19 protein-coding genes are annotated in these 21233 nt (G+C 60.2%); 16 read left to right on the top strand and 3 right to left on the bottom strand.

Annotation, left to right across the window (positions count from 1 at the left end; translation table 11 throughout):
• The first annotated feature begins 58 nt into the window (after nucleotides 1-58).
• The 9 genes from ABIE16_RS08955 to ABIE16_RS08915 all read left to right on the top strand — a co-directional run bounded on the left by ABIE16_RS08955 (nucleotide 59) and on the right by ABIE16_RS08915 (nucleotide 10163).
• The gene (locus ABIE16_RS08955; RefSeq protein ID WP_407515418.1) at nucleotides 59-1147 is read left to right on the top strand and encodes a polyamine ABC transporter substrate-binding protein; all 1089 of its coding nucleotides are present in this window, start codon (nucleotides 59-61) and stop codon (nucleotides 1145-1147) included.
• Nucleotides 1144-2445, top strand: coding sequence for an NAD(P)/FAD-dependent oxidoreductase (locus ABIE16_RS08950; protein WP_429520922.1), 1302 nt, complete (start codon nucleotides 1144-1146; stop codon nucleotides 2443-2445). The genes ABIE16_RS08955 and ABIE16_RS08950 overlap by 4 nt, the downstream gene beginning before the upstream one ends.
• A gap of 177 nt (nucleotides 2446-2622) precedes the next feature.
• Complete coding sequence (locus ABIE16_RS08945) at nucleotides 2623-3219, top strand: paraquat-inducible protein A (protein WP_429520921.1); 597 nt, start codon at nucleotides 2623-2625, stop codon at nucleotides 3217-3219.
• A complete protein-coding gene (locus ABIE16_RS08940; protein WP_150813220.1) occupies nucleotides 3216-3872 on the top strand; it encodes a paraquat-inducible protein A in 657 nt (218 codons plus the stop codon). The genes ABIE16_RS08945 and ABIE16_RS08940 overlap by 4 nt, the downstream gene beginning before the upstream one ends.
• A complete protein-coding gene (locus tag ABIE16_RS08935) occupies nucleotides 3853-5529 on the top strand; it encodes an intermembrane transport protein PqiB (protein ID WP_429520920.1) in 1677 nt (558 codons plus the stop codon). Before ABIE16_RS08940 ends, ABIE16_RS08935 begins: the two co-directional genes overlap by 20 nt.
• Nucleotides 5530-5546: 17 nt before the next feature.
• Nucleotides 5547-6104 carry a PqiC family protein gene (locus ABIE16_RS08930; RefSeq protein ID WP_090455082.1) on the top strand — a complete coding sequence of 186 codons (558 nt, stop codon included), beginning with the start codon at nucleotides 5547-5549 and terminating at the stop codon, nucleotides 6102-6104.
• 376 nt (nucleotides 6105-6480) lie between these two features.
• Nucleotides 6481-7494: an iron ABC transporter substrate-binding protein gene (locus tag ABIE16_RS08925; RefSeq protein ID WP_057714939.1), complete on the top strand. Its 1014-nt coding sequence runs from the start codon at nucleotides 6481-6483 to the stop codon at nucleotides 7492-7494.
• Between the two features lie 3 nt (nucleotides 7495-7497).
• Nucleotides 7498-9096: an ABC transporter permease gene (locus tag ABIE16_RS08920; protein ID WP_057714940.1), complete on the top strand. Its 1599-nt coding sequence runs from the start codon at nucleotides 7498-7500 to the stop codon at nucleotides 9094-9096.
• Entirely contained in the window at nucleotides 9093-10163 is a 1071-nt protein-coding gene (locus ABIE16_RS08915; RefSeq protein ID WP_057714941.1) for an ABC transporter ATP-binding protein, read from the top strand. The genes ABIE16_RS08920 and ABIE16_RS08915 overlap by 4 nt, the downstream gene beginning before the upstream one ends.
• A 4-nt stretch (nucleotides 10164-10167) precedes the next feature.
• On the opposite strand, the gene ABIE16_RS08910 is transcribed toward ABIE16_RS08915, so the two are convergent.
• Nucleotides 10168-11106, bottom strand: a complete 939-nt coding sequence (locus ABIE16_RS08910) for a site-specific integrase (RefSeq protein ID WP_057714942.1) — start codon at nucleotides 11104-11106, stop codon at nucleotides 10168-10170.
• A gap of 386 nt (nucleotides 11107-11492) precedes the next feature.
• On the opposite strand from ABIE16_RS08910, the gene ABIE16_RS08905 reads away from it, so the two are divergent.
• From ABIE16_RS08905 to ABIE16_RS08885, 5 genes are all read left to right on the top strand, one after another.
• A complete protein-coding gene (locus tag ABIE16_RS08905; protein WP_429520919.1) occupies nucleotides 11493-12872 on the top strand; it encodes a UDP-glucose dehydrogenase family protein in 1380 nt (459 codons plus the stop codon).
• A 215-nt stretch (nucleotides 12873-13087) separates the two neighbouring features.
• The gene (locus ABIE16_RS08900; RefSeq protein WP_223502224.1) at nucleotides 13088-14266 is read left to right on the top strand and encodes an MFS transporter; all 1179 of its coding nucleotides are present in this window, start codon (nucleotides 13088-13090) and stop codon (nucleotides 14264-14266) included.
• A 158-nt stretch (nucleotides 14267-14424) separates the two neighbouring features.
• On the top strand, nucleotides 14425-15132 hold the full coding sequence (locus ABIE16_RS08895; protein ID WP_057714944.1) for an HPP family protein: 708 nt from the start codon (nucleotides 14425-14427) through the stop codon (nucleotides 15130-15132).
• A 97-nt stretch (nucleotides 15133-15229) separates the two neighbouring features.
• Complete coding sequence (locus tag ABIE16_RS08890) at nucleotides 15230-16702, top strand: nucleobase:cation symporter-2 family protein (RefSeq protein WP_429520918.1); 1473 nt, start codon at nucleotides 15230-15232, stop codon at nucleotides 16700-16702.
• A gap of 57 nt (nucleotides 16703-16759) precedes the next feature.
• Nucleotides 16760-17230, top strand: coding sequence for an LEA type 2 family protein (locus tag ABIE16_RS08885; protein ID WP_057714946.1), 471 nt, complete (start codon nucleotides 16760-16762; stop codon nucleotides 17228-17230).
• A 35-nt stretch (nucleotides 17231-17265) separates the two neighbouring features.
• Here ABIE16_RS08885 and ABIE16_RS08880 read toward each other — a convergent pair whose 3' ends face one another.
• Nucleotides 17266-18282 carry an AraC family transcriptional regulator gene (locus tag ABIE16_RS08880; protein ID WP_429521157.1) on the bottom strand — a complete coding sequence of 339 codons (1017 nt, stop codon included), beginning with the start codon at nucleotides 18280-18282 and terminating at the stop codon, nucleotides 17266-17268.
• A gap of 183 nt (nucleotides 18283-18465) precedes the next feature.
• Nucleotides 18466-19809: a CDP-diacylglycerol--serine O-phosphatidyltransferase gene (gene pssA / locus ABIE16_RS08875; RefSeq protein ID WP_090455075.1), complete on the bottom strand. Its 1344-nt coding sequence runs from the start codon at nucleotides 19807-19809 to the stop codon at nucleotides 18466-18468.
• Between the two features lie 217 nt (nucleotides 19810-20026).
• Between pssA and ABIE16_RS08870 the strand changes: the two genes are divergently transcribed.
• Together ABIE16_RS08870 and ABIE16_RS08865 are read left to right on the top strand one after the other, a co-directional pair.
• Entirely contained in the window at nucleotides 20027-20590 is a 564-nt protein-coding gene (locus ABIE16_RS08870; RefSeq protein ID WP_429520917.1) for a TetR/AcrR family transcriptional regulator, read from the top strand.
• Between the two features lie 55 nt (nucleotides 20591-20645).
• Nucleotides 20646-21122, top strand: a complete 477-nt coding sequence (locus tag ABIE16_RS08865; protein WP_020799197.1) for a DUF1348 family protein — start codon at nucleotides 20646-20648, stop codon at nucleotides 21120-21122.
• Nucleotides 21123-21233 lie beyond the last annotated feature (111 nt).

Genomic DNA, 21233 nt, shown 5'->3' with positions numbered 1-21233 from the left:
TCGCTCCCACAGGTAGGTGATCACCTGAAGAATCCAATAATTCCAAGAAGGTATCGATATGCGCTTATTGAAATCCATGGTCCCGGTCGCGCTGGCAGCACTGTTCAGTGCCGGTGCCCAGGCTCAGCCACAGGTCAGCGTCTACAACTGGACCGACTACATCGGCGAAACCACCCTCGCCGACTTCCAGGCCAAGACCGGGATCAAGGTGATCTACGACGTATTCGATTCCAACGAAACCCTGGAAGGCAAACTGCTTGCCGGTCGTACCGGGTATGACGTGGTGGTGCCGTCCAACCACTTCCTCGCCCGCCAGGTGAAGGCCGGCGCGTTCCTCAAGCTCGATCGCGAGCAACTGCCGAATTTCAAGAACCTCGACCCGAAATTGCTGGCGCTGCTGGAGAAAAACGATCCGGGCAACGCGCACTCGGTGCCGTACCTGTGGGGCACCAACGGCATCGGCTATAACGTCGACAAGGTCAAGGCTGTGCTGGGCATCGACAAGATCGACTCCTGGGCCGTGCTGTTCGAACCGGAGAACATCAAGAAGCTCAGCGCCTGCGGCGTGTCGATGATGGACTCGGCGGACGAAGTGTTCCCGGCGATGCTCAACTACATGGGCATGGACCCGCGCAGCGAAAACCCCGAGGACTTCAAGAAGGCCGAAGCCAAGCTGCTGCAGATCCGCCCCTACATCACCTACTTCCACTCCTCCAAGTACGTCTCGGACCTTGCCAACGGCGACATCTGCGTAGCGTTCGGATACTCGGGTGATGTGTTCCAGGCCGCCAACCGCGCCAAGGAAGCCGGCAACGGCGTGAACATCGCCTACGCCATTCCCAAGGAAGGCGCCAACCTGTGGTTCGACCTGCTGGCCATCCCCGCCGACGCCAGCAACCCGAAGGAAGCTCATGCCTTCATCAACTACCTGCTGGACCCGCAAGTGATTGCCAAGGTCAGTGAGTCGGTCGGCTACGCCAACCCGAACCCGGCCGCCAAGCAGTACATGGACCCTGAGCTGGTCAGCAACCCCGAGGTTTATCCGTCCCAGGAAGTCCTCGACAAACTCTACATCTCCACCACGCCGCCGCAGTCGATCATGCGCCTGATGACCCGCTCGTGGAGCAAAGTGAAGTCCAACAAATGAATCAGTACACCAAGGAACACACCCACTCCTATTACGCAGCGTCCGCCAAGGGCATGAGGCAGCGCCCCGCGCTGGCCTCGGACATGGTGGCCGATGTCTGTGTGGTCGGCGCGGGTTTCACCGGCATCAACACCGCCATCGAGCTGGCCCAGCGTGGGCTCTCGGTGGTCCTGCTGGAGGCCCGACGGATCGGCTGGGGCGCCAGCGGGCGCAACGGCGGCCAGTTGATTCGTGGTATCGGCCATGACGTCAGCGGTTTCGCCAAGCACATCGGCGCCGATGGCGTGCAATACCTGGAACACGCCGGGAACGAGTCGGTGCAAGTCGTGGCCAATCGCATCCGCGAGAACGGCATCGATTGCGACCTGAGCTGGGGCTTCTGCGAACTGGCCAATACCCCGGCCCAGTTCAAGGCGCTCAAGGCCGAGCAGGCGCAACTGATTGAATCCGGCTACGCCTTTGAAACCCGACTGGTGGCGCCAGAACAAATCCGTGAACAGGTGGTGAACTCCGGTGTGTACGCCGGGGGCCTGGTGGACATGGGCTCGGGGCATTTGCATCCGCTGAACCTGGTCCTTGGCGAAGCGCAAGTTGCCGAGTCCCTTGGGGTGCGGATTTTCGAGCAGAGCCCGGTGCTGGAGTTGATCCATGGCAGCACGGTGCAAGTGCGCTGCGCCGGTGGCACTGTGAGTGCAGGCACGTTGGTGCTTGCTTGCAATGCCCATCTGGAAGAGCTCGAACCGAAGCTCAGCGGCAAAGTACTCCCGGCAGGCAGCTACATCATCGCCACCGAACCCTTGTCGCAAGAGGCCGCTGCAAAACTGATCCCGCACAATGTTGCGCTGTGCGACCAGAAGGTCGGCCTGGATTACTACCGGCTCTCGGCTGACCGGCGCTTGTTGTTCGGTGGTGCCTGCCATTACTCCGGGCGCGATCCTTCGGACATCAGCGCCTACATGCGCCCGCAGATGCTCAAGGTGTTCCCCCAACTGGCCGATGTGCGCATCGACTATCAGTGGGGCGGCAAGATCGGCATCTCGGCCAACCGCTTCCCCCAGGTCGGGCGCCTGAGCCAGCACCCGAACGTGTTCTACGCCCAGGGCTACTCAGGCCATGGCCTGAACGTGACCCACTGGTGCGCGAAGTTGTTGGGCGAAGCGATCCATGCCGGCCACAGCAAAGGCTTCGACGTGTTCAGCGCCGTGCCGCACATGACCTTCCCCGGCGGACGCGCCCTGCGTTCACCCTTGCTGGCCCTTGGCATGTTCTGGTATCGGATGCGGGAAATGCTGGGCTGACGTAGGCCTGCCGGGCGCCTGCTAACCACTGTGGGAGCGAGCAAGCTCGCTCCCACACTGTTTTACGTATTCCCTCTTCTACCATCCCCTTGTTTCGACTTTCGATTTGCTCAATTGCGAGTCACTTCTATATTGAGGGAGTGCTCTGAACTTCCTGCCTTCTGTCGAGCTTGACCCATGGCAACTACTGATCAGCTGATCATCTGCGAGCACTGCGACAGCGTGTACCAAAAAGTAACGCTCGCCAAACATCAAAAAACCCTGTGTACACGCTGCGGCGGCGTGCTTCAGCGCTATAACGGCCTCACTGTGGAGCAGCGTCTTGCGTTGACCTTCACCGCGTTGATGCTCTGGATGTTCGCCAATTTCTATCCGGTAATGAGCATCAACCTCAAAGGCGTGAAGAACAGCGCAACGCTCTGGGACTCGGTGCTGGCCCTGAGCCTGGGGCCTATCACCTTCATTGCCATGGTGGCGGCAATCGCCATGATCATCGCGCCGATTTTCCAGTTGCTGCTGCTGATCTGGGTGCTGGGCTTTGCACTCGGCGGGCGACGCTCGCCCGGATTCAAATTCTGCATGCGCTGGCTGGAAACCCTCAGGCCCTGGAGCATGCTCGAAGTCTGCCTGCTGGGCGCCATGGTCGCGGTGATCAAGCTCGCCGGACTGCTCGATGTGCTGCCCGGCATAGGGTTGTTTGCCCTGGCGGCGCTGAGCCTGATGATGATCCGCATCGCCGGGCGCGACATCCGCGAACTATGGGACATTGTATGAGCACGCCTCCTTACGCCGATGAGCTCAACCTGTGCCTGTGCCACACCTGCGGCCTGGCCTGCGACATGACTTGCGAGCCCCACGAATGCGAGCGTTGCGGTGCACCGCTGCACCGGCGCAAAGCCAATTCTCTGGCCCGCACCTGGGCCTACATGATCGCGGCCCTGGTGTTCTACATCCCGGCCAACCTGTTGCCGGTGATGAACACCGAGATGGTCGGCAACGGCGCCGACAGCACGATCATGAGCGGCGTGCTGGAGTTCTGGGAAGCCGGGGCCTGGGATATCGCCCTGATCATATTCATTGCCAGTATCGCGGTGCCGGGAATCAAGTTCGTCGCCATCACATTGCTGCTGGTCACCGTGCAACGCGACAGCGAGTGGGCACGCAAGGAGCGGTCGACGCTGTACCGCTTCGTCGAAGTCATCGGTTACTGGTCGATGCTCGATGTGATCGTGGTCGCCCTGGTGGCCTCGCTGGTGAAATTCCAGGCCCTGGCCGACATCGAACCGCGCCCGGGCATTCTGTTTTTTGGTCTGGTAGTGGTGTTCACCATGCTTTCGGCAATGAGTTTCGATCCCCGCATGATCTGGGATAAAGAACGGAAAAACCCACACAATGAGGAGGTCACTGATGAAGTCACAAGCCACTGACGGGCCACAAGTCCCCGGGCAGGCGCCGATCAAGACCCGCCGTTTCAGCGTTTCGCTGGTCTGGATCGTCCCGATCGTCGCGGTGCTGGTGGGTATTTCGCTGGTGGTCCACAGCATTTTGCAGCAAGGCCCGACCATCGTTGTCACGTTCAAGACCGGTAACGGCCTGACCGCGAACAAGACCGAGGTCAAATACCGCAATGTCGTGATTGGTCATGTCTCCGATGTGGAGCTCAGCAGTGACCAGAAAAGCGTCAACGCCACCATCAAACTGGAAAAGCAGGCCGAAAGCTTTACCCGCGAAGATTCGCAGTTCTGGGTCGTGCGGCCGCGCATTGGCGCGGGCGGTGTATCGGGGATCGATACGCTGCTGTCGGGCGATTACATCGGGGCCGATATCGGCCAGGCCAACGGCCGGGCAAAAAACTTCATCGGACTGGAGAATCCGCCTCCCATCACCTACGGCGAACCGGGCAAGCGTTTTACGCTGTTCACCCAGGACCTGGGGTCGCTGGACATCGGCTCTCCGGTCTACTACCGCAAGATCCCCGTGGGCCAGGTGGTGGCCTACGCGCTGGACCCGGATGGCAAGGGCGTGAACATTGAACTGTTCATCCATGCACCCAATGACAAGTACGTCACCGAAAACACCCGTTTCTGGAACGCAAGCGGCATTGACGTGAACGTCGGCGCCAATGGCTTTGCGGTCAAGACCGAGTCGTTGTCTTCCTTGCTGGTGGGCGGCATAGCCTTCCGCGCGCCCGACTACAGCCCCAACGACAAGCCGGCTGCCGCAGAGTACGCCTACGAATTGTTCGACGACCAACAAACCGCCCTGGCCCCGCCAAACGGCAAGCCGCAGTACCTGGCCATGCGTTTCGACCAGGCACTGCGCGGGCTCAAGGTCGATGCCCCGGTGGAGTTCCTCGGTGTGGAAATCGGCAAGGTAGTGGCGGTCAATCTGGATTACGACGAGAAAAAGCGCTCCTTTCCGGTCAACGTCGGTATCGTGATCTACCCGCAGCGCCTGGGCCAGGCCCATGTCAAAATGCTCAAGGCGCTCAATCATGACCCTGATAACGAAGCCGCTGGCGTACGCTTGATCGGTACCTTTATCGAAAACGGCCTGCGTGCCCAGGCCCGCACCGGCAACTTCCTGACCGGCCAGTTGTACATTGCCCTGGACTTCTACCCCAAGACCGACAAGGTCGCCTTCGATGTAAACGCACGCCCGGTCATGATTCCGACCATTCCCGGCAGCCTCGAGCAATTGCAGGAAAAACTCGAATCCATGGTCGACAAGATCAATAAACTGCCGATCGAGCGTATTGCCGGCAATCTCGATGGCAATCTCGTCGAACTGCGCAAAGGCATGATGCAATTCAACGGAAAGATCTTGCCTGGCGTGCAAACCACTTTGTCGGATGTCAGCAAGACGCTGGAAACGGCCAATTCGACCCTGCAGTCGGCCAGTTCGACCTTGGCCGAGGATTCGCCGCAACGGGAAAAACTGGGGCTAACCCTGGATGAACTGGGACGCACGTCCAGATCCTTGCGTGATCTTTCGGATTACCTGGGACGGCATCCGGAATCGCTGCTTCGCGGTCGTCCGAATAATGCCGCCCCCATGGATCTGCAAGGGCCACCGCGCAATTGAACACAGGAGCAACACCCATGGCTTTACCGCTGAAGTTCACCCTGGTCACCGCGATGTTGCTGCTCGCCGCCTGCCGCAGTGACCCGATTCAATTCCATACCCTGACCCCGGCCCAGGAGGGCAATCACTCAAGGACCACCGTCGGCGTGATCCAGATCGAGTCGATCAGCGTGCCGCCCCAGGTCGATCGTGCGCAGATCGTCATTCGCGAGGGCAACAGTGGCTTGGCGATCCTGGAAACCCAATGGTGGGGCGCGACCCTGGTGGACGAACTGCGCAGTGCGTTGGTCGATCAACTGAGCAACAGTCCTGTACAAGGCCGACACTCGGTGCGGGTCGATGTGCAGCGTTTCGACTCGGTGCCCGGCCAGTACGCCTTGATGGACGTGGAATGGCGCCTGCGCAGCGCCAGCACCGGCGACACGGCACGGTTGATTTGCCGCAGCACCCTGCAAACGCCCTCGGGTGCGAGCATCGATGACCTGGTGCTTGCCCAGCAAAACAACGTCAAACGCCTGGCCGCGCTGATCAGCCAGGCTGCCGTCAGACCACAGGCAACCTGCCCTGCGCCCTGAATGTATTCATCCCCAGGATTAACGGCGACAAGTTCGCCGTTAATCCGTCCTTCCTGTTTCCTGCTGTCATTCCCCGCGACAGGCGGCCCGCAGCAACTGGCAACGTCAAATACGCCGAGGCACACGACAAAAAGGCAGCCGGGGCAGCGTCATATTCTGATCGGCGGCATCGTTTGATCGACGAGTCGAAACACAGCGGGCACAGTGCTGCTAATCTGAATGAAAATTACATGTATTAACGGTTTTTTTGACGTTATTTTCTCATTTGGATCTCTACATTTCCCGCACTTCAAAAACATGCAAATGATTCGCATTGGTTAACTGGCGTTTCAATGCCCATGACTTTCAAAAAAATGTACCAGGAGCAGCCCGCAGAATGATTCCAAAAATCCCTTCGTTCTTGAAAAAGGCCCTGCTGGCCACCGCTTTGCTGAGCGCTGGCCAGGCCTATGCAGCCGACTCCGTCGGCATCGTGGTGTACAACGCGCAACACGCAGGCCTGACCAAGGCCTGGGTCGAGGGTTTTACCCAGGAGACAGGTATTCCCGTCACCTTGCGCAACGGCGATGACACCGAAATGGGCAACCAGATCGTGCAGGAAGGCGCGGCTTCGCCGGCGGACGTATTCCTGACCGAGAACTCCCCGGCCATGGTCCTGGTCGACAACGCCGGGCTGTTTGCGCCTGTCGATAAGGCCACGCTGGAGCAGATTGACTCCGCCTACCGTCCGGCCCACGGCAAATGGGTAGGCATCGCCGCGCGCTCCACGGTGTTCGTCTACAACCCGAGCAAACTGCCAGAAGCCGACCTGCCGAAATCGATCATGGACCTGGCTTCACCGAGCTGGAAGGGTCGCTGGGGTGCATCGCCCGGTGGTGCTGACTTCCAGGCCATCGTCGCTGCCATCCTCCAACAAAAGGGTGAAGCCGCCACGCTGGATTGGCTCAAGGCGATGAAAACCAACTATGCCAACTACCGTGGCAACAGCTCGGTACTCAAGGCCGTGAATGCCGGGCAGATCGACAGCGGCGTGATTTACCACTATTACAGCCTGGTGGATCAGTCCAAGACCGGCGAAAACAGCAAGAACACCGCCCTGCACTATTTCAGGCACAAAGACCCGGGCGCTTTTGTTAGCATCTCCGGCGGCGGCGTCCTCGCTTCCAGTAAACACCAGGACCAAGCCCAGGCGTTCCTCAAGTACATTACCGGCAAGGATGGCCAGGCTGTCCTGAAGAACGGCAAGTCGTTTGAATACGCCGTGGGCAAAGGAGCTGAATCCAACCCTAAACTGGTGCCTCTGAATCAACTCGATGCGCCGACTGTCGATGCGTCAAAACTCGACAGTAAAAAAGCCGTGGAGCTGATGACACAGGCCGGACTGCTCTAATTGATGCCAGAAACCCTGCCTGCGGAGGTCGCTGAGGCGACACCCGCACATTTGCGTCGACGCTCCCGCGGAGTCTTTGCGGGACGTGGCGGTGTATGGGTGATCGGTTTGTCGGTGCTGGTTTCATTACTGGCACTGCTACCGATCGCCTACGTTATTGGTGTGTCCCTGCAAACCGGCTGGTCAACCGTTGTGACCCTGGTGTTCCGCCCTCGGGTCGGTGAACTGCTGGTCAACACCGTGCTGCTGGTGCTGCTGACGATTCCCTTGTGCGTCGCGCTGGGGGTGACGCTGGCCTGGCTCACGGAACGCACGAATCTGCCGGGGCGGCGCTGGTGGTCGTTGCTGGCCACCGCGCCGCTGGCAGTGCCTGCGTTTGTTCACAGCTACGCCTGGGTCAGCCTGGTGCCACCGATTCACGGCTTGTTTGCCGGTGTCCTGGTCTCGGTCATCGCCTACTTCCCGTTCCTGTATTTGCCGGTAGCGGCCACTTTGCGCCGGCTCGATCCGGCCATCGAAGACGTCGCCGAGTCCATGGGGCTCAAACCCTGGAAAGTGTTTTTCCGCGTTGTGTTGCCGCAATTGCGCCTGGCGATCTGCGGCGGCGCCTTGCTGGTCGGCCTGCACCTGCTGGCCGAATATGGCCTGTACGCCATGATCCGCTTCGACACCTTTACCACCGCGATCTTCGATCAGTTCAAATCGACCTTCAACGGCGCAGCGGCGCACATGCTGGCCAGTGTGCTGGCGCTGTGTTGCCTGGCGATGTTGACGGCCGAATCCGCCGCCCGGGGTTCGGCGCGTTACGCCCGCGTCGGTTCGGGAAGCGCCCGGGAGCAACGGGTCGTACGCCTGAAACCGGTATCCACCCTGCTCTCGCTGACGCTGCAGATCGCGACCTGCGCCCTGGCCCTTGGCGTGCCCTTGATCACCCTGGGCAAGTGGCTCATCGCCGGAGGCGTGGAAGTCTGGGACATGGCCGAATTGTTGCCCGCACTTGAGCAAACCCTGCTGCTGGGCATCGGGGGCGCGGCGCTGACCACCTGCGCGGCGATCCCGATTGCCTGGCTGTCGATCCGCTACCCCGGTCGACTGCAACGGGTGCTGGAAAGCTGCAACTACATCACCAGTTCCTTGCCCGGCATTATCGTGGCGCTGGCACTGGTGACCGTCACGATCCACTTTGCTCGGCCGATATACCAGACCACCTTCACCGTGCTGCTGGCGTACCTGTTGATGTTCTTGCCCCGTGCCCTGGTGAGCCTGCGCGCGGGCATTGCCCAGGCCCCGGTGGAACTGGAAAACATTGCCCGCAGCCTTGGCCGCTCGCCAGCCCGGGCACTGTGGCTGATCACCTTGCGCCTGGCTGCCCCGGGAGCGGCCGCCGGCGCGGCGCTGGTGTTCCTGGCGATCACCAACGAATTGACCGCCACACTGCTGCTGGCCCCGAACGGCACGCGCACCCTGGCGACCGGGTTCTGGGCCTTGACCAGCGAAATCGATTACGCAGCCGCCGCGCCCTACGCCTTATTGATGGTTGTGCTGTCGCTTCCGTTGACCGGACTTCTTTATCACCAATCGAAAAAAACGGCTGGCCGATGAACACTCTTGAATTGAATGCCCTCTACAAGTCCTATGGCGCCCATTGCGCCCTGGACAACGTCAGCCTCTCGGTGCCCAGCGGCAGTCGCACGGTCATCGTAGGCCCCTCCGGCTCGGGCAAGACCACGTTGCTGCGGATGATTGCCGGTTTCGAGTTCCCCGATTCCGGACGCCTGTCGCTCAATGGCCAGACCCTGGTCGACGGCACCCACGAAGTGCCGGCCCATCAACGCCTGATCGGCTACGTGCCACAGGACGGCGCACTGTTCCCGCACATGACCGTGGCAGCGAACATCGGCTTCGGCCTGGCGACCAAGGGCACTGAAAAACAGCAGCGCGTTGCCGAACTGATGGACAGCGTGGCGCTGGACGCGAAGATGGCCGAGCGCTGGCCCCATGAATTGTCCGGTGGCCAGCAACAGCGCGTGGCCCTGGCCCGGGCCTTGGCGCAACAGCCACGACTGATGCTGCTGGACGAGCCGTTCTCGGCGCTCGACACCGGATTGCGCGCCGCCATGCGCAAGATGGTTGCACGGCTGCTGGAGGACGCGGGCGTCACCACCATTCTGGTCACCCATGACCAGAGCGAAGCCCTTTCGTTCGCCGACCAGTTGGCGGTGATGCGTCATGGCCGACTGGTCCAGTCAGGGCATCCGCTGGACCTTTACCGCTATCCCGAAGACGAGCAAACCGCGCTGTTCCTGGGGGATGCCGTGGTGATGCCCGCGCGCATCGAGGCCGGTTGGGCCCATTGCGACCTGGGCCGAATCCCCGTCAACAACCACCGCAACAACAGTTCGGCGCAGATCATGCTGCGCCCCGAACAACTGCAACTGGCCAGCATCCTCCCCAGCGACCCGGAAGCCAGCGGTTGCCGGGCCGTGGTCACCGATCGGGATTTCAGCGGCAACACCTGCACGCTGACGGTGGAACTGCAGCCATTGACTCGCAACGCACAGTCGGGCCGATCACTGCTGGTGCGCAGTTCAGGCATGTATGCACCACCCGCCGGCAGCTCGGTTCAAGTCTCGACCATCGGCCATGCCCATGTACTGAGCGAGGTGTGATCGTTCACAGATCGAATCGATCCACCGCCCGACGCCGCTCGTTGTCATCGCGCACATCGTAGTTGGCCGTGGTCTGGATATTGCTGTGGTGCGCCAGCTTCTGCGCAATCGACAAGTCATGCTCTTCGATCACCCGGGTGATGAATGAACGCCGGAAGTCGTGGGGCATGATTTTCACCCCGACCTGCGCGCCCCGTTGCCGGGCGATGTAGTAAATCGCGTGTTTGGTGATGCGCTCCCGGGTGATGTGGCTGCCACGGCGGATGCGGTTGAACAGGAACGGGTCGTCCGACTCGCCGTCCTTGAGCATCGAACGGCGCAGCTCGAGCCAGGCTTCAAGCTTGGCGAAGGCCCAGGCCGGTGCGTACTTGATCAACTGCTTGTTGCCCTTGGCCGTCACCCGCAGGCTGCGCTCGGTGAAATCGACCTGGTTCAGCTCCAGGTTCACCGATTCGGATTTGCGCATCCCTGAACCGTACAAAATCCCGATGATCGCGGCATCCCGCAGGCCTTGCGGCCGCGGATCGGCAGCGCAGACCGCCATCAGTTCCTGGATCAGCGTACGCCTGAGATTGCGCCCCTGGGACAGCCGTGTACCGGCCATGCCCTTCACCGTACGCATCTTCAACAGATGCTCCTGAGAGATCAGGCTCATGCGCCACGCTTCGTTCATCACCCCGCGCACCGCGTTGACATAGAGCGAAGACGTGTTCGGCGCATAGCCGTCCGAACGCAAGGTGGCCACCAACGCAATGACGTCCTCTGGCTGCAGATTGTGCCAGGGAATTTCCTCGATATCGTGGTCTTCGAAGCCCAGGCGGTCGGCGGCATCCTGCAGCACATAACGCATGGTCAGTTGGCTGGACGGCGCCAGTCGCGCCAGATACAGGGTCAGTGGATTGGTGAGGGGTGTGCGTGAATCAGATACAGGTAAGTCAATCAAACGAAACAGCCTTGAATTAAAACAGTTAAGTGAAACAACTAATAAGTAAAAAAACAATGATGTAAAGGCTATTTACGTTTACAGCCCCAGGGCTGCCCAAGAGTCAGGCCTTGCGCCCGTTGCACTACTGGGCAGCGTCGGCATTGTCCTGACGGTTGAAACGGCCGGATGTGGCTTTTTTCAACACGATAGACAAATTGAAACATGACCTTGCCTATCCTGAGTCGATTTTGATTATTCCTCAGGCGGCACCATGAGTCTGTTATTGCTACTGGTCGCCTGTCTGCTGACCTGTCTGGAAAAGCCTTGGCGTGGCATTGCTCTTCCTCGGCGTCATAACCATCAATATCCCGACCTGCTCGTGCGCCTGAATCAAGGAGTGACCCATGAAAATCAGTGTATTCGGTAGCGGATATGTCGGCCTGGTGCAGGCAGCGGTATTGGCGGAAGTCGGCCACGACGTGGTCTGCATGGACGTTGACGAGAATAAAGTCGAACTGCTCCAACAGGGCCACGTGAGCATATTCGAACCCGGGCTGGCCAGCCTGGTACGCGAAGGCCTTGACGCCAGGCGGTTGCAGTTCACCATCGACGAAAAATTCGCCGTCCAGCACGGGCAGGTGCTGTTCATCGCCGTTGGCACTCCGTCCCGGGACGACGGCTCGGCGGACTTGCGCTACGTGATGTCGGTGGGCGACGCCGTGGCCCGTCATCGCGAGCAACCGGCGATCCTGGTGGAGAAATCCACCGTCCCGGTCGGCACCGGCGATGCCTTGCGTGCACACATCGACAAATGCCTGATCAGCGTCGGGCGCGTATTGCAGTTCGATATCGTCTCCAATCCGGAGTTCTTGAAAGAAGGTTCGGCCGTGGCCGACTGCCGACGCCCGGACCGTATCGTCATCGGCTGTGAACGCGAAGAAGTGCGTGAGGTGATGCGTGATCTGTACTCGCCCTTCAACCGCAACCATGAGCGCATCATGTTCATGGACCTGCGCAGCGCCGAGCTGACCAAGTACGCCGCCAACTGCATGCTGGCGACCAAGATCAGCTTCATCAACCAGATCGCAGAACTGGCCGAACACCTGGGTGCCGACATCGAATCGATACGCCTGGGCATCGGCGCCGACTCCCGCATCGGCTACCACTTCATCTACCCCGGTTGCGGCTACGGTGGCTCATGTTTCCCCAAGGACATGCGCGCCCTGATCCACAGCGCTGAACAGGCCCATTGCTCCAGTGACCTGCTGCAAGCGGTGGAAGCCATCAACGAGCGGCAGAAATACAAGCTGTTCGAGCGCATCAACGCGTTCTACAAGGGCGACTTGCGTGGCAGGACCTTTGCTCTGTGGGGCCTGGCATTCAAACCAAACACCGACGACATGCGCGATGCGCCGAGCCGGGTGTTGCTCGAATCCTTGTGGGCCGCCGGAGCGAATGTCCGTGCGTTCGATCCGGAAGCCATGCAGGAAACCCAGAAGCTGTATCCCGATGAATCGAAGCTGATGCTCATGGGTACACCCGAGTCGGTCTTGTCCGGTGCCGATGCACTGATCATCTGCACCGAATGGCAACAGTTCAAGGCGCCAGACTTTCAACTGATCCGGCAGCGGCTCAACGCACCGCTGATCTTCGACGGCCGCAACCTTTACGACACAGACCGTCTGGCACGCATCGGTTTCACCTACTTCCCGATCGGTCGGGGCGAGTCGAGCAAATTGCCGATTCCGTACCAGCAATGGTTTGCCGAGTCAGTGGTCGCCTGAACACCACGTTCCCTCACATCCGCCAACAGTCTCCCGCGCTGGGTCTGCACGGCCGTCGGTGCATTGCCGCCAGTGCTGGGCGGGCGGTTCGACAAGAATGATTTTGTGCTGCGGCACCTCAAGCAAATCCCATAGCAACGACCGCGTGTCTGACTGCTAGAGTAGCGCTCACGATCGGGCTGATGCCGGCCCGATTGAATAAGGATATTCGCGCCGTGACCAGCTACTCCCCCCTCATCCGCCGCCTGTTGATCTGCTCGCTGACCATCGTCGTCAGCCGCGCCATCACCAGCCCTTTGCTCACGCTGTTCGTCAGCGACAAGCTGGGTCTCAACCAGCAGGACGTTGGCTTGCTGCTCGGCATTGCGGTGTTCGTCGCCACCCTGCTCTCCCTGTATGGCGGCTACATCATCGACCGCTTCGAAAAGCGCCGGTTGCTGATTCTCTCGATGGCGTCCAGCGCTGTCGGCCTGGTGTTGCTGACCTTTGCTGAAAACCTCTACCTGACGACCATCACCCTGATCGTCACTGAAACCGCTTCATCGCTGTTCCTCATCGGTTCGAAAGCGATCCTCAGCGACAACCTCCCGGTGGGTCAACGCGCCAAGGCGTTTTCCCTGAGCTATACGCTGACCAACATTGGCTACGCTGTCGGGCCGATGCTCGGCGTGCTGATTGCCGGGGCCTTTGCCAGTGCACCCTTCCTGATCGCTGCGGCCATCGCTTTTTTCAGTATTTTCCTGATGACCGGGATCGCGAAGGACCCGGCGCGCTCGCCTGTCGGCGGCCAGGGGCAGAGTTTCCTCAAAACCCTGATCACCCTGAAAAACGACCGCACCCTGATCCTGTTCACCGCCGGCTGCCTGCTCAGCACCGTGGTGCACGGGCGATTTACCTTTTACCTGTCGCAGTACCTGCTGGTGACCAGCAATCCCCAACACACCATGGAAATCATGGCCGCCCTGCTCGCCTGCAACGCCATCAGTGTGATCTTGCTGCAATACCAGATCGGGCGTTTTCTCAAGCGCGAGCAACTGCGCCAATGGATCATGGCCGGCACCGGCCTGTTCATCCTAGGGCTGATCGGTTTCAGCCTGGCGGACAGCCTGGTGAGCTGGTGCGTGGCGATGTTCATCTTCACCCTCGGTGAAATCATCATTTACCCGGCCGAGTTTCTCTTCGTCGACACCCTGGCGCCGGAAGAACTGCGGGGCAGCTACTACGGCGCGCAAAACCTTGCTGCCCTTGGCGGTGCGTTGAGCCCGGTGATTTGCGGCTTCATGTTGATGCACACCCCGGCGCCGACGATGTTTTATGCCTTGAGTGCACTCGCGGCCTTGGGCGGTTTGCTGTGCTACACAAGCGGTCGACGGAGCAAATTACAGCAAAATTAATGCACTGAAAGCTCATTAATATGAATTTGTCAGTAGCAGGATTGGACGGCACACTGTGCGCGTTCCTCCCCCAACAGTTGGAACAACTTCAAGGGCTTTCTGGGTTCCCCAGCCAAGCCCTTTTTTTTGCTTGGATTTTCTGCCGGAGTCTTCTCGAAATGCTTGCTCGCTGGTTGCCCGCCGCCATCAACACCCGCCCCACCGAATGGAGCCGCGCCGCCATCGGCATGGCCCTGGGGACACTGATGAGCGTGTGGCTCTGTAGCCAGGTGTTCGGCATTGAGGTAGCCCAGCACCTGATCGGCCCGCTGGGGGCGTCGGCGGTGCTGTTGTTTGCCGTGTCTTCGGGCGCGCTCGCCCAGCCCTGGTCAATTCTCGGTGGTTACTTGAGCGCCGGTGTGATTGCCCTGCTGGTGGCCCATGTGTTGGGCCGGACCCTGGGTAGCGCTTGCCTGGCGGCGGGCATGGCGTTGATCCTGATGTGCTGGCTGCGGTGCCTGCATCCACCGGCCGGTGCGTTGGCCCTGACCCTGGTGCTGGCCGACCCGGCAACCATTGCCATGGACTGGAAAGCCATTGGACCGGTGATGCTCAGCGCCGCGACGATGCTGCTGTGCGCCCTGGCCTACAACAACCTGACCCGCGTTCGTTACCCCAAGAGCGCCAGCGAGCCCGCGGCCAGGATTCCTGCCGATCACCCGCCGGTCGACCGTCAGGCCATCACCGCCGAAGACCTGAAACTGGCGTTGGCCGACATGGAAGCGTTCTATGACGTGACCCCCGAAGACCTCGAACAGTTGATCCAGGCCAGCGAACTGCACGCCAAACGCCGCAGCGTTGGCGAAGTGCTCGCCCCACGACTGTAAGTCGCTGTTCTGGAGGTTCTTTTGCCGTGGCCGGGCGGTTCTGGCATCCTGCGCCTCCATTTTCTGACCCGGCCCGCCTTCTGGCACGCAAACCACCATGACCGCCTCCGAAAAAGCCCCCGCTCCACGCCACAGCGACCTGATCTACGGCCTCGATGACCGCCCGCATCTGACCGCCACCGTCTTCGCCGCCCTGCAACACGTGCTGGCAAGTTTCGTCGGCATCATCACCCCGACGCTGATCATGGGCAGCGCCTTGGGCCTGCAAAGTGAAATTCCTTACTTGATCAGCATGGCGCTGTTCGTCTCCGGCCTGGGCACCTTCGTGCAGGCGCGGCGCTTCGGCCCGGTGGGCTCTGGCCTGCTGTGCCTGCAAGGCACCAGTTTCTCGTTCATCAGCGTGATTCTCAGCGCCGGCTTCATGGTCAAGGCTCGTGGTGGCGGTACCGATGAGATTCTCTCGACCATTTTCGGCGTGTGTTTTTTTGCCGCGTTCATCGAGGTGGTGTTGAGCCAGTTCATCGGCAAATTGCGCATGCTGATCACCCCGGTGGTGACCGGCACGATCATCACGCTGATGGGCTTGTCGCTGATCAAGGTGGCGATGACCGACATCGCCGGCGGCTTCGGCGCCCCGGACCTGGGAGCGGCCAGTCACCTGGCCCTGGCGGCGCTGGTGCTGGGAACCATCGTAGTGTTGAACCGGGTGGATGTGCCATTTCTGCGCCTGGGGGCGATTGTCATCGGCCTGACCCTGGGCTACGGGGTGGCATGGCTCATGGGGCAGGTGGATTTCAACAGCCTGCCCGAAGTGCCGCTGATGAGCGTACCGGTGCCGTTCAAGTACGGGTTCTCCTTCGATTGGGTGGCGTTCATTCCGGTGGCGGTGATTTTCCTCGTGTCACCGCTGGAGGCCGCCGGTGACCTCACGGCCAACTCGATGATCTCCCGGCAACCGGTCAAAGGCCCGGTGTACATTCGCCGGATCAAGTCCGGCCTGCTCGCCGATGGCCTCAACTCGGCCATGGCCGCGGTGTTCAACAGCATGCCGATGGTGACCTTCGCCCAGAACAACGGGGTGATCCAGCTCACTGGCGTGGCCAGCCGCTACGTGGCGTTTTTCATTGCCGGATTGCTGGTGGTGCTTGGCCTGTTCCCGATGATCGGCGCGGTACTGCAACTGATGCCGAAACCGGTGCTCGGTGGCGCGGAACTGGTGATGTTCGGCACCGTCGCCGTGGCCGGGATCAAGATTCTCGCCGAGGCCGGCCTGCATCGACGCAACATGCTGATCGTGGCGATTTCCATCGGCATGGGCCTGGGCGTGGCCGCCGTGCCGGAAGTCTTGCGTGAACTGCCCAAGGCCCTGCACAACATTTTCGAATCGCCCATCACCGTCGGCGCGCTGTGCGCTATCGTTCTTAATATCTTCCTGCCCGATGAGTTCATCGAGCTGGAGGAGGACGAATTCGATCCGGAAGCCTCCGTGCTTCAGGTGATGCAGAACCCCGATGTGACCGCCAGGGATGAACCCGCAAAGGCTGCGGTGGTTGCACAGTCGAACCACTAGTCGGGCTCAAGGGCTGAGCCGCTGGCGGTTCAGCCTTTTTCAGATGAGAGCACGTCCATGCGTAGCCTCCACGCGGTCCTGATTTCCCTCCTGCTTTGTCTGAGCGCCTGTTCCTCGCTGCCCAATCGAGACCCGTTGAAAATCAACGTCGTGGATGTCGAACCCCTGCAAGGCGAAGGCATGGAAGTGCGCTTTGCCGTGAGAATCCGCGTGCAGAACCCCAATGACTACACCCTCACCTACAGCGGCGTTGCCTTGGACCTGGACATCAACGGCCAGCCCTTCGCCTCTGGCGTCACCGATGAGAGGGGTACGATCGGGCGCTTTTCCGACACCATCGTCAGCGTACCGGTCAGCGTTTCGGCGTTTTCGATGATCCGCCAGACCTATGGCATCAGCCAGATGGAAACCCTCAACAACATGCCTTATGTCCTTCGCGGCAAGCTCTCGGGTGGGGTGTTCAACACGAAGCGTTTCGTGGACAGTGGCACGCTCAATCTGCCTGGACCGACCACTGGCAGCCGTTAAACGCCTTGGATGAATTGGCTGTTGCGCCGCTGAATTCACTCGGTGTCATTGAGAATCAGGCTGCGGTAATGCCCCGGATTTGACCCCGACCATTTGCGAAACGCCTTGTAGAACGAACTGACGTCAGCGAACCCGAGCCGCGTGGCGATTTCGCTGAAGCTGATCGTGGGTTCCGCCAGCCAGACAATCGCCAACTCCTTGCGTACGCCGTCCTTGAGGCCTTGGTAGGTTTGCCCTTCTTCGGCCAATCGGCGGCGCAAGGTTGAAGCCGACATGCACAGGCGTTGCGCCAGGGGTTCGGTTTCCGGCCAGTGTTCGGCCGGCAGGTGGCGCAGGTCGTGTTTGATGCGGCTGGCCAGGCTCTGCGGATCGCGGTACTTCACCAGAATGTTCGCTGGCGCACGGGCCAGGAATCGCTCGAGTTCTTCAGGGCTGCGCTTGATGGGCAGGTCCAGGCAATCGGCGGAGAAAATCATCCGGGTGCGTGGGCGGTCGAAGCGCAGGTTCTCGGAAAACATCACCTGATAGTCATCGCAGAAATCCGGTTTGGAACAGCGCAGCTCGATGGCAAGGATCGGAATCCGCCGTCCTGCCAGCCAGCAGGCAACGCCGTGCACGATCATCCAGTAAGTGAAATAAGTGAAGGCCCGGCGCGGGTCCTTGTCGTCCTCCAGCAGGACGATTTCCGCCAGGCTTTGCTGACGTACCAACTGCGCCGGCAAGTATTCGAGGATCAACGACAGAAACGCCAGGCCGCTGGCCACTCCCGCCGCCACGTTGGGCTGGAGCATGGCGCTGCGACACAGGAACGCAAAGCTGCCGGATTTGAGTTTGCGTGGGTCCATGCCAAAGAACTCATCATCCCCGCGCCGTGCCAGCAACCGCCACAGGCGCGCATAAGCCGTGGCCGGAACACGGGCGTCGGTGCTGCCCAACAATTGCGGGTCGATGCCGACCTTGATCAACACCTCATCCGTGGCGATTCCTGGCGCGCAGCTTTGCAACAGCGCTTCACGCACCAGTTGAATGGAGATGGTGTCTTTTTCCGACATGGATCGCGGCAAGCCCTGTTCTTGTTCGAGTGGGGGGCATCTTAGCTGAAACAGTATCCCTGTTGATTGATCCACCGCTATCGCGAGCAAGCTCGCTCCCACACTGGATCTGCGTTGTTCACAAATGCTGTGAACACCCGGATTCCTGTGGGAGCGAGCTTGCTCGCGATGGCTTTTCTGAATTCACAGAATGCGGTAGAGCAACCGTTCGATCCGCACACGACTCACGCGCTTGAGGAACTTGGCCACGCCCGCCGGGTATTCGGCCAGGGTTTCCAGGTTCTGGAAGTGCTCGATTCGCCGGGTGTGCTGGAAGATCTCCGCCAGCTCTTTGCCACGCGGTTCCAGCAGTTCGCCATGGGGATCATCGAGCAACAAGGCGTTTTCCAGATCGAGTCGAAACGCCCGCGGGTTGAGGTTGTTACCGGTCAGCAAGGTATAGCGCCGGTCGATCCACATGCCCTTGAGGTGGTAAGTGTTGTCACCGTCACGCCACAGGTGCAGGTTCAACTGCCCGCTGTCGATGTTGCGCTGATGACGCTTGGCAAACCGGCGCAAGCTGATTTCGTACAGGTACGGCAGCGCCGAAATGACCCGGAACGGTTCGCTCGGCGGAATGTAGAAGTCGTTGGCCGTCTTGTCGCCGACCACGATGTCGATCTTCACCCCGCGGGCCAGCGCGCGGTTGATCTCGCGGATGATCGCCAGCGGCAGGTTGAAGTACGGTGTGCAAATGGTCAGCTGCTGCTGGGCGCTGGCGATCAGTTCGCAGATCACCCGGTTCAGCGGATTGTTCTTGCCGACGCCGAGCAGCGGGCTGACGGACAAACCGGTCCTGTCGGTGGTGCCCTGCGTGGTGTCGTACGCCGCGTGCTTGAGGCGGCTGCGCAGGTCACCGATGTCATTGCGCAGGCTGCGGGTGGTCGGCAGGTTTGGCAGGTCGAGGCGGTGCACCGCTTTGGAAGCCACCAGGCCGTGCTGCACCAGATGTTGCATCGAATCAGCCAGTTCACGATTGTGCAGCAGGTGATAGCGGTCGTAGCGGTACTTGTCGAACTTGTGCAGATACACGTTGTTCAGGCTCGCACCGCTGTAGATCACGCAGTCATCGATCACGAAGCCTTTAAGGTGCAACACACCGAACAGTTCGCGGGTTTGTACCGGGACGCCGTAGATCGGCACTTCGCTGGCATGGGTGCGGGTCATTTCCTGATACCAGGCGGAGTTGCCCGGTTGCTTGCCGGCACCGATCAGGCCGCGCTGGGCGCGCAGCCAGTCGACGACCACCACCACGTCCAGTTCCGGACGCGCCAGTTTGGCGGCGTGCAAGGCATCGAGAATTTCCTGGCCGGCTTCATCCTGTTGCAGGTACAGCGCAACGATGTAGATGCGCCGGGTCGCGCTGGCGATTTTCTCCAGCAGGCAACGACGGAATTCGGCAGCGCCGCAAAGGACGCCAACGGCATCGGCCGTCAGCGGAAAACTGCGCAACTTGGGCAGCAGGGAGCGTTTGAAAAGCGACGGCATAGGGCTCGCAATGGGTCGAATCCGAAGAACCAGAGAGCTTACACCATCGATGGGTTCGGGTCTTGTTACTGTCTGTAATGACGCCATCGCGAGCAAGCTCGCTCCCACGGAAAAGCGCGCGTCAAAGTGTGGAAGCGGGCTTGCTCGCGAAGACCATTTGTCAAACGCCACAAAAAACCGATTGACCAAGGAGAACGATCATTCTACTGTTTGCAGCATGAACGAAATCACTAGCAACGACACACGCAACATCATTCTGGATGTCACCGAAAAGTTGATCTACAAAAGCGGCATAGCCGCCACTGGCATGGATCTTCTGGTGAAAACCGCCGGCGTCTCCAGAAAAAGCATCTACCGCTACTTCGCCAACAAGGACGAACTGGTGGTGGCCGCCCTGCAACGCCGGGACCAGCGCTGGATGCACTGGTACAGAGGCGCAGTCGGCCAGGCACAAACCCCGGCCGAGCGACTGCTCAACCTGTTTACCGTACTCAAATCGTGGTTCGCCTCCGACGGTTTCCGCGGCTGCGCGTTCATCAACACCAGTGGCGAAACCGGCGACCCGCAAGACCCGGTGCGCCTGGTCGCCAAAGAACATAAACAGAAGCTGCTCGACTACGTGTGCGAGCTGTGTACCGAACATGGCGCCGAGGATCCGCAACTGCTGGCCAAACAGCTGCTGATCCTGATCGACGGTGCCATTACCGTGGCGCTTGTCATGGGTGATCACAGTGCCGCCGATAATGCGCAATGCATGGCGCGAAAGTTATTGGACCTGTAGCAACCTGATCAAGCTCGACTGTTGTTTTAACTTTAACTTGATACGGAGACTTTAAATGTCTAATGCCGAAGTTCGTCCGCCATTACCCCCTTTCACCCGTGAATCGGCCATTGAAAAAGTTCGCCTGGCCGAAGACGGCTGGAACTCCCGGGACCCGGAGCGGGTGTCCCTGGCCTATACCCTGGACACTAAGTGGCGCAATCGCGCCGAGTTCGCCTACAACCGCGAAGAAGCCAAAGGCTTCCTGACCCGCAAGTGGGCCAAGGAGCTTGATTATCGGTTGATCAAGGAGCTGTGGGCGTTCACCGACAACCGAATTGCCGTGCGTTATGCCTATGAATGGCATGACGACTCGGGCAACTGGTTCCGCTCCTACGGCAACGAAAACTGGGAGTTCAACGAGGATGGCCTGATGGCCCGCCGCTTCGCCTGCATCAACGACATGCCGATCAAGGAAAGCGAGCGCAAGTTCCACTGGCCGCTGGGTCGTCGACCTGACGATCATCCGAGTTTGTCGGATCTGGGCTTGTAATTCAGCTTCACGCTAAACCCTGTGGGAGCGAGCTTGCTCGCGATAGCGGTTGTACATTCAACAGATCTGTTGCCTGTCACACCGCCATCGCGAGCAAGCTCGCTCCCACAT

Origin of the sequence: Pseudomonas sp. 2725 (assembly GCF_050434585.1) — a bacterium.
GTDB lineage: Bacteria > Pseudomonadota > Gammaproteobacteria > Pseudomonadales > Pseudomonadaceae > Aquipseudomonas > Aquipseudomonas jessenii.
The sequence above is the reverse complement of the archived record's forward strand: the minus strand, read 5'-3'. Positions and strand labels throughout refer to the sequence as shown.

Coding starts and splice junctions, on each gene's coding strand:
- ABIE16_RS08915 (WP_057714941.1), top strand. CDS start 9,093: ATGAACACTCTTGAATTGAATGCCCTCTACAAGTCCTATGGCGCCCAT.
- ABIE16_RS08930 (WP_090455082.1), top strand. CDS start 5,547: ATGGCTTTACCGCTGAAGTTCACCCTGGTCACCGCGATGTTGCTGCTC.
- ABIE16_RS08885 (WP_057714946.1), top strand. CDS start 16,760: ATGCGTAGCCTCCACGCGGTCCTGATTTCCCTCCTGCTTTGTCTGAGC.
- ABIE16_RS08950 (WP_429520922.1), top strand. CDS start 1,144: ATGAATCAGTACACCAAGGAACACACCCACTCCTATTACGCAGCGTCC.
- ABIE16_RS08870 (WP_429520917.1), top strand. CDS start 20,027: ATGAACGAAATCACTAGCAACGACACACGCAACATCATTCTGGATGTC.
- ABIE16_RS08865 (WP_020799197.1), top strand. CDS start 20,646: ATGTCTAATGCCGAAGTTCGTCCGCCATTACCCCCTTTCACCCGTGAA.
- ABIE16_RS08905 (WP_429520919.1), top strand. CDS start 11,493: ATGAAAATCAGTGTATTCGGTAGCGGATATGTCGGCCTGGTGCAGGCA.
- ABIE16_RS08945 (WP_429520921.1), top strand. CDS start 2,623: ATGGCAACTACTGATCAGCTGATCATCTGCGAGCACTGCGACAGCGTG.
- ABIE16_RS08925 (WP_057714939.1), top strand. CDS start 6,481: ATGATTCCAAAAATCCCTTCGTTCTTGAAAAAGGCCCTGCTGGCCACC.
- ABIE16_RS08920 (WP_057714940.1), top strand. CDS start 7,498: ATGCCAGAAACCCTGCCTGCGGAGGTCGCTGAGGCGACACCCGCACAT.
- pssA (WP_090455075.1), bottom strand. CDS start 19,809: ATGCCGTCGCTTTTCAAACGCTCCCTGCTGCCCAAGTTGCGCAGTTTT.
- ABIE16_RS08895 (WP_057714944.1), top strand. CDS start 14,425: ATGCTTGCTCGCTGGTTGCCCGCCGCCATCAACACCCGCCCCACCGAA.
- ABIE16_RS08880 (WP_429521157.1), bottom strand. CDS start 18,282: ATGTCGGAAAAAGACACCATCTCCATTCAACTGGTGCGTGAAGCGCTG.
- ABIE16_RS08935 (WP_429520920.1), top strand. CDS start 3,853: ATGAAGTCACAAGCCACTGACGGGCCACAAGTCCCCGGGCAGGCGCCG.
- ABIE16_RS08940 (WP_150813220.1), top strand. CDS start 3,216: ATGAGCACGCCTCCTTACGCCGATGAGCTCAACCTGTGCCTGTGCCAC.
- ABIE16_RS08890 (WP_429520918.1), top strand. CDS start 15,230: ATGACCGCCTCCGAAAAAGCCCCCGCTCCACGCCACAGCGACCTGATC.
- ABIE16_RS08955 (WP_407515418.1), top strand. CDS start 59: ATGCGCTTATTGAAATCCATGGTCCCGGTCGCGCTGGCAGCACTGTTC.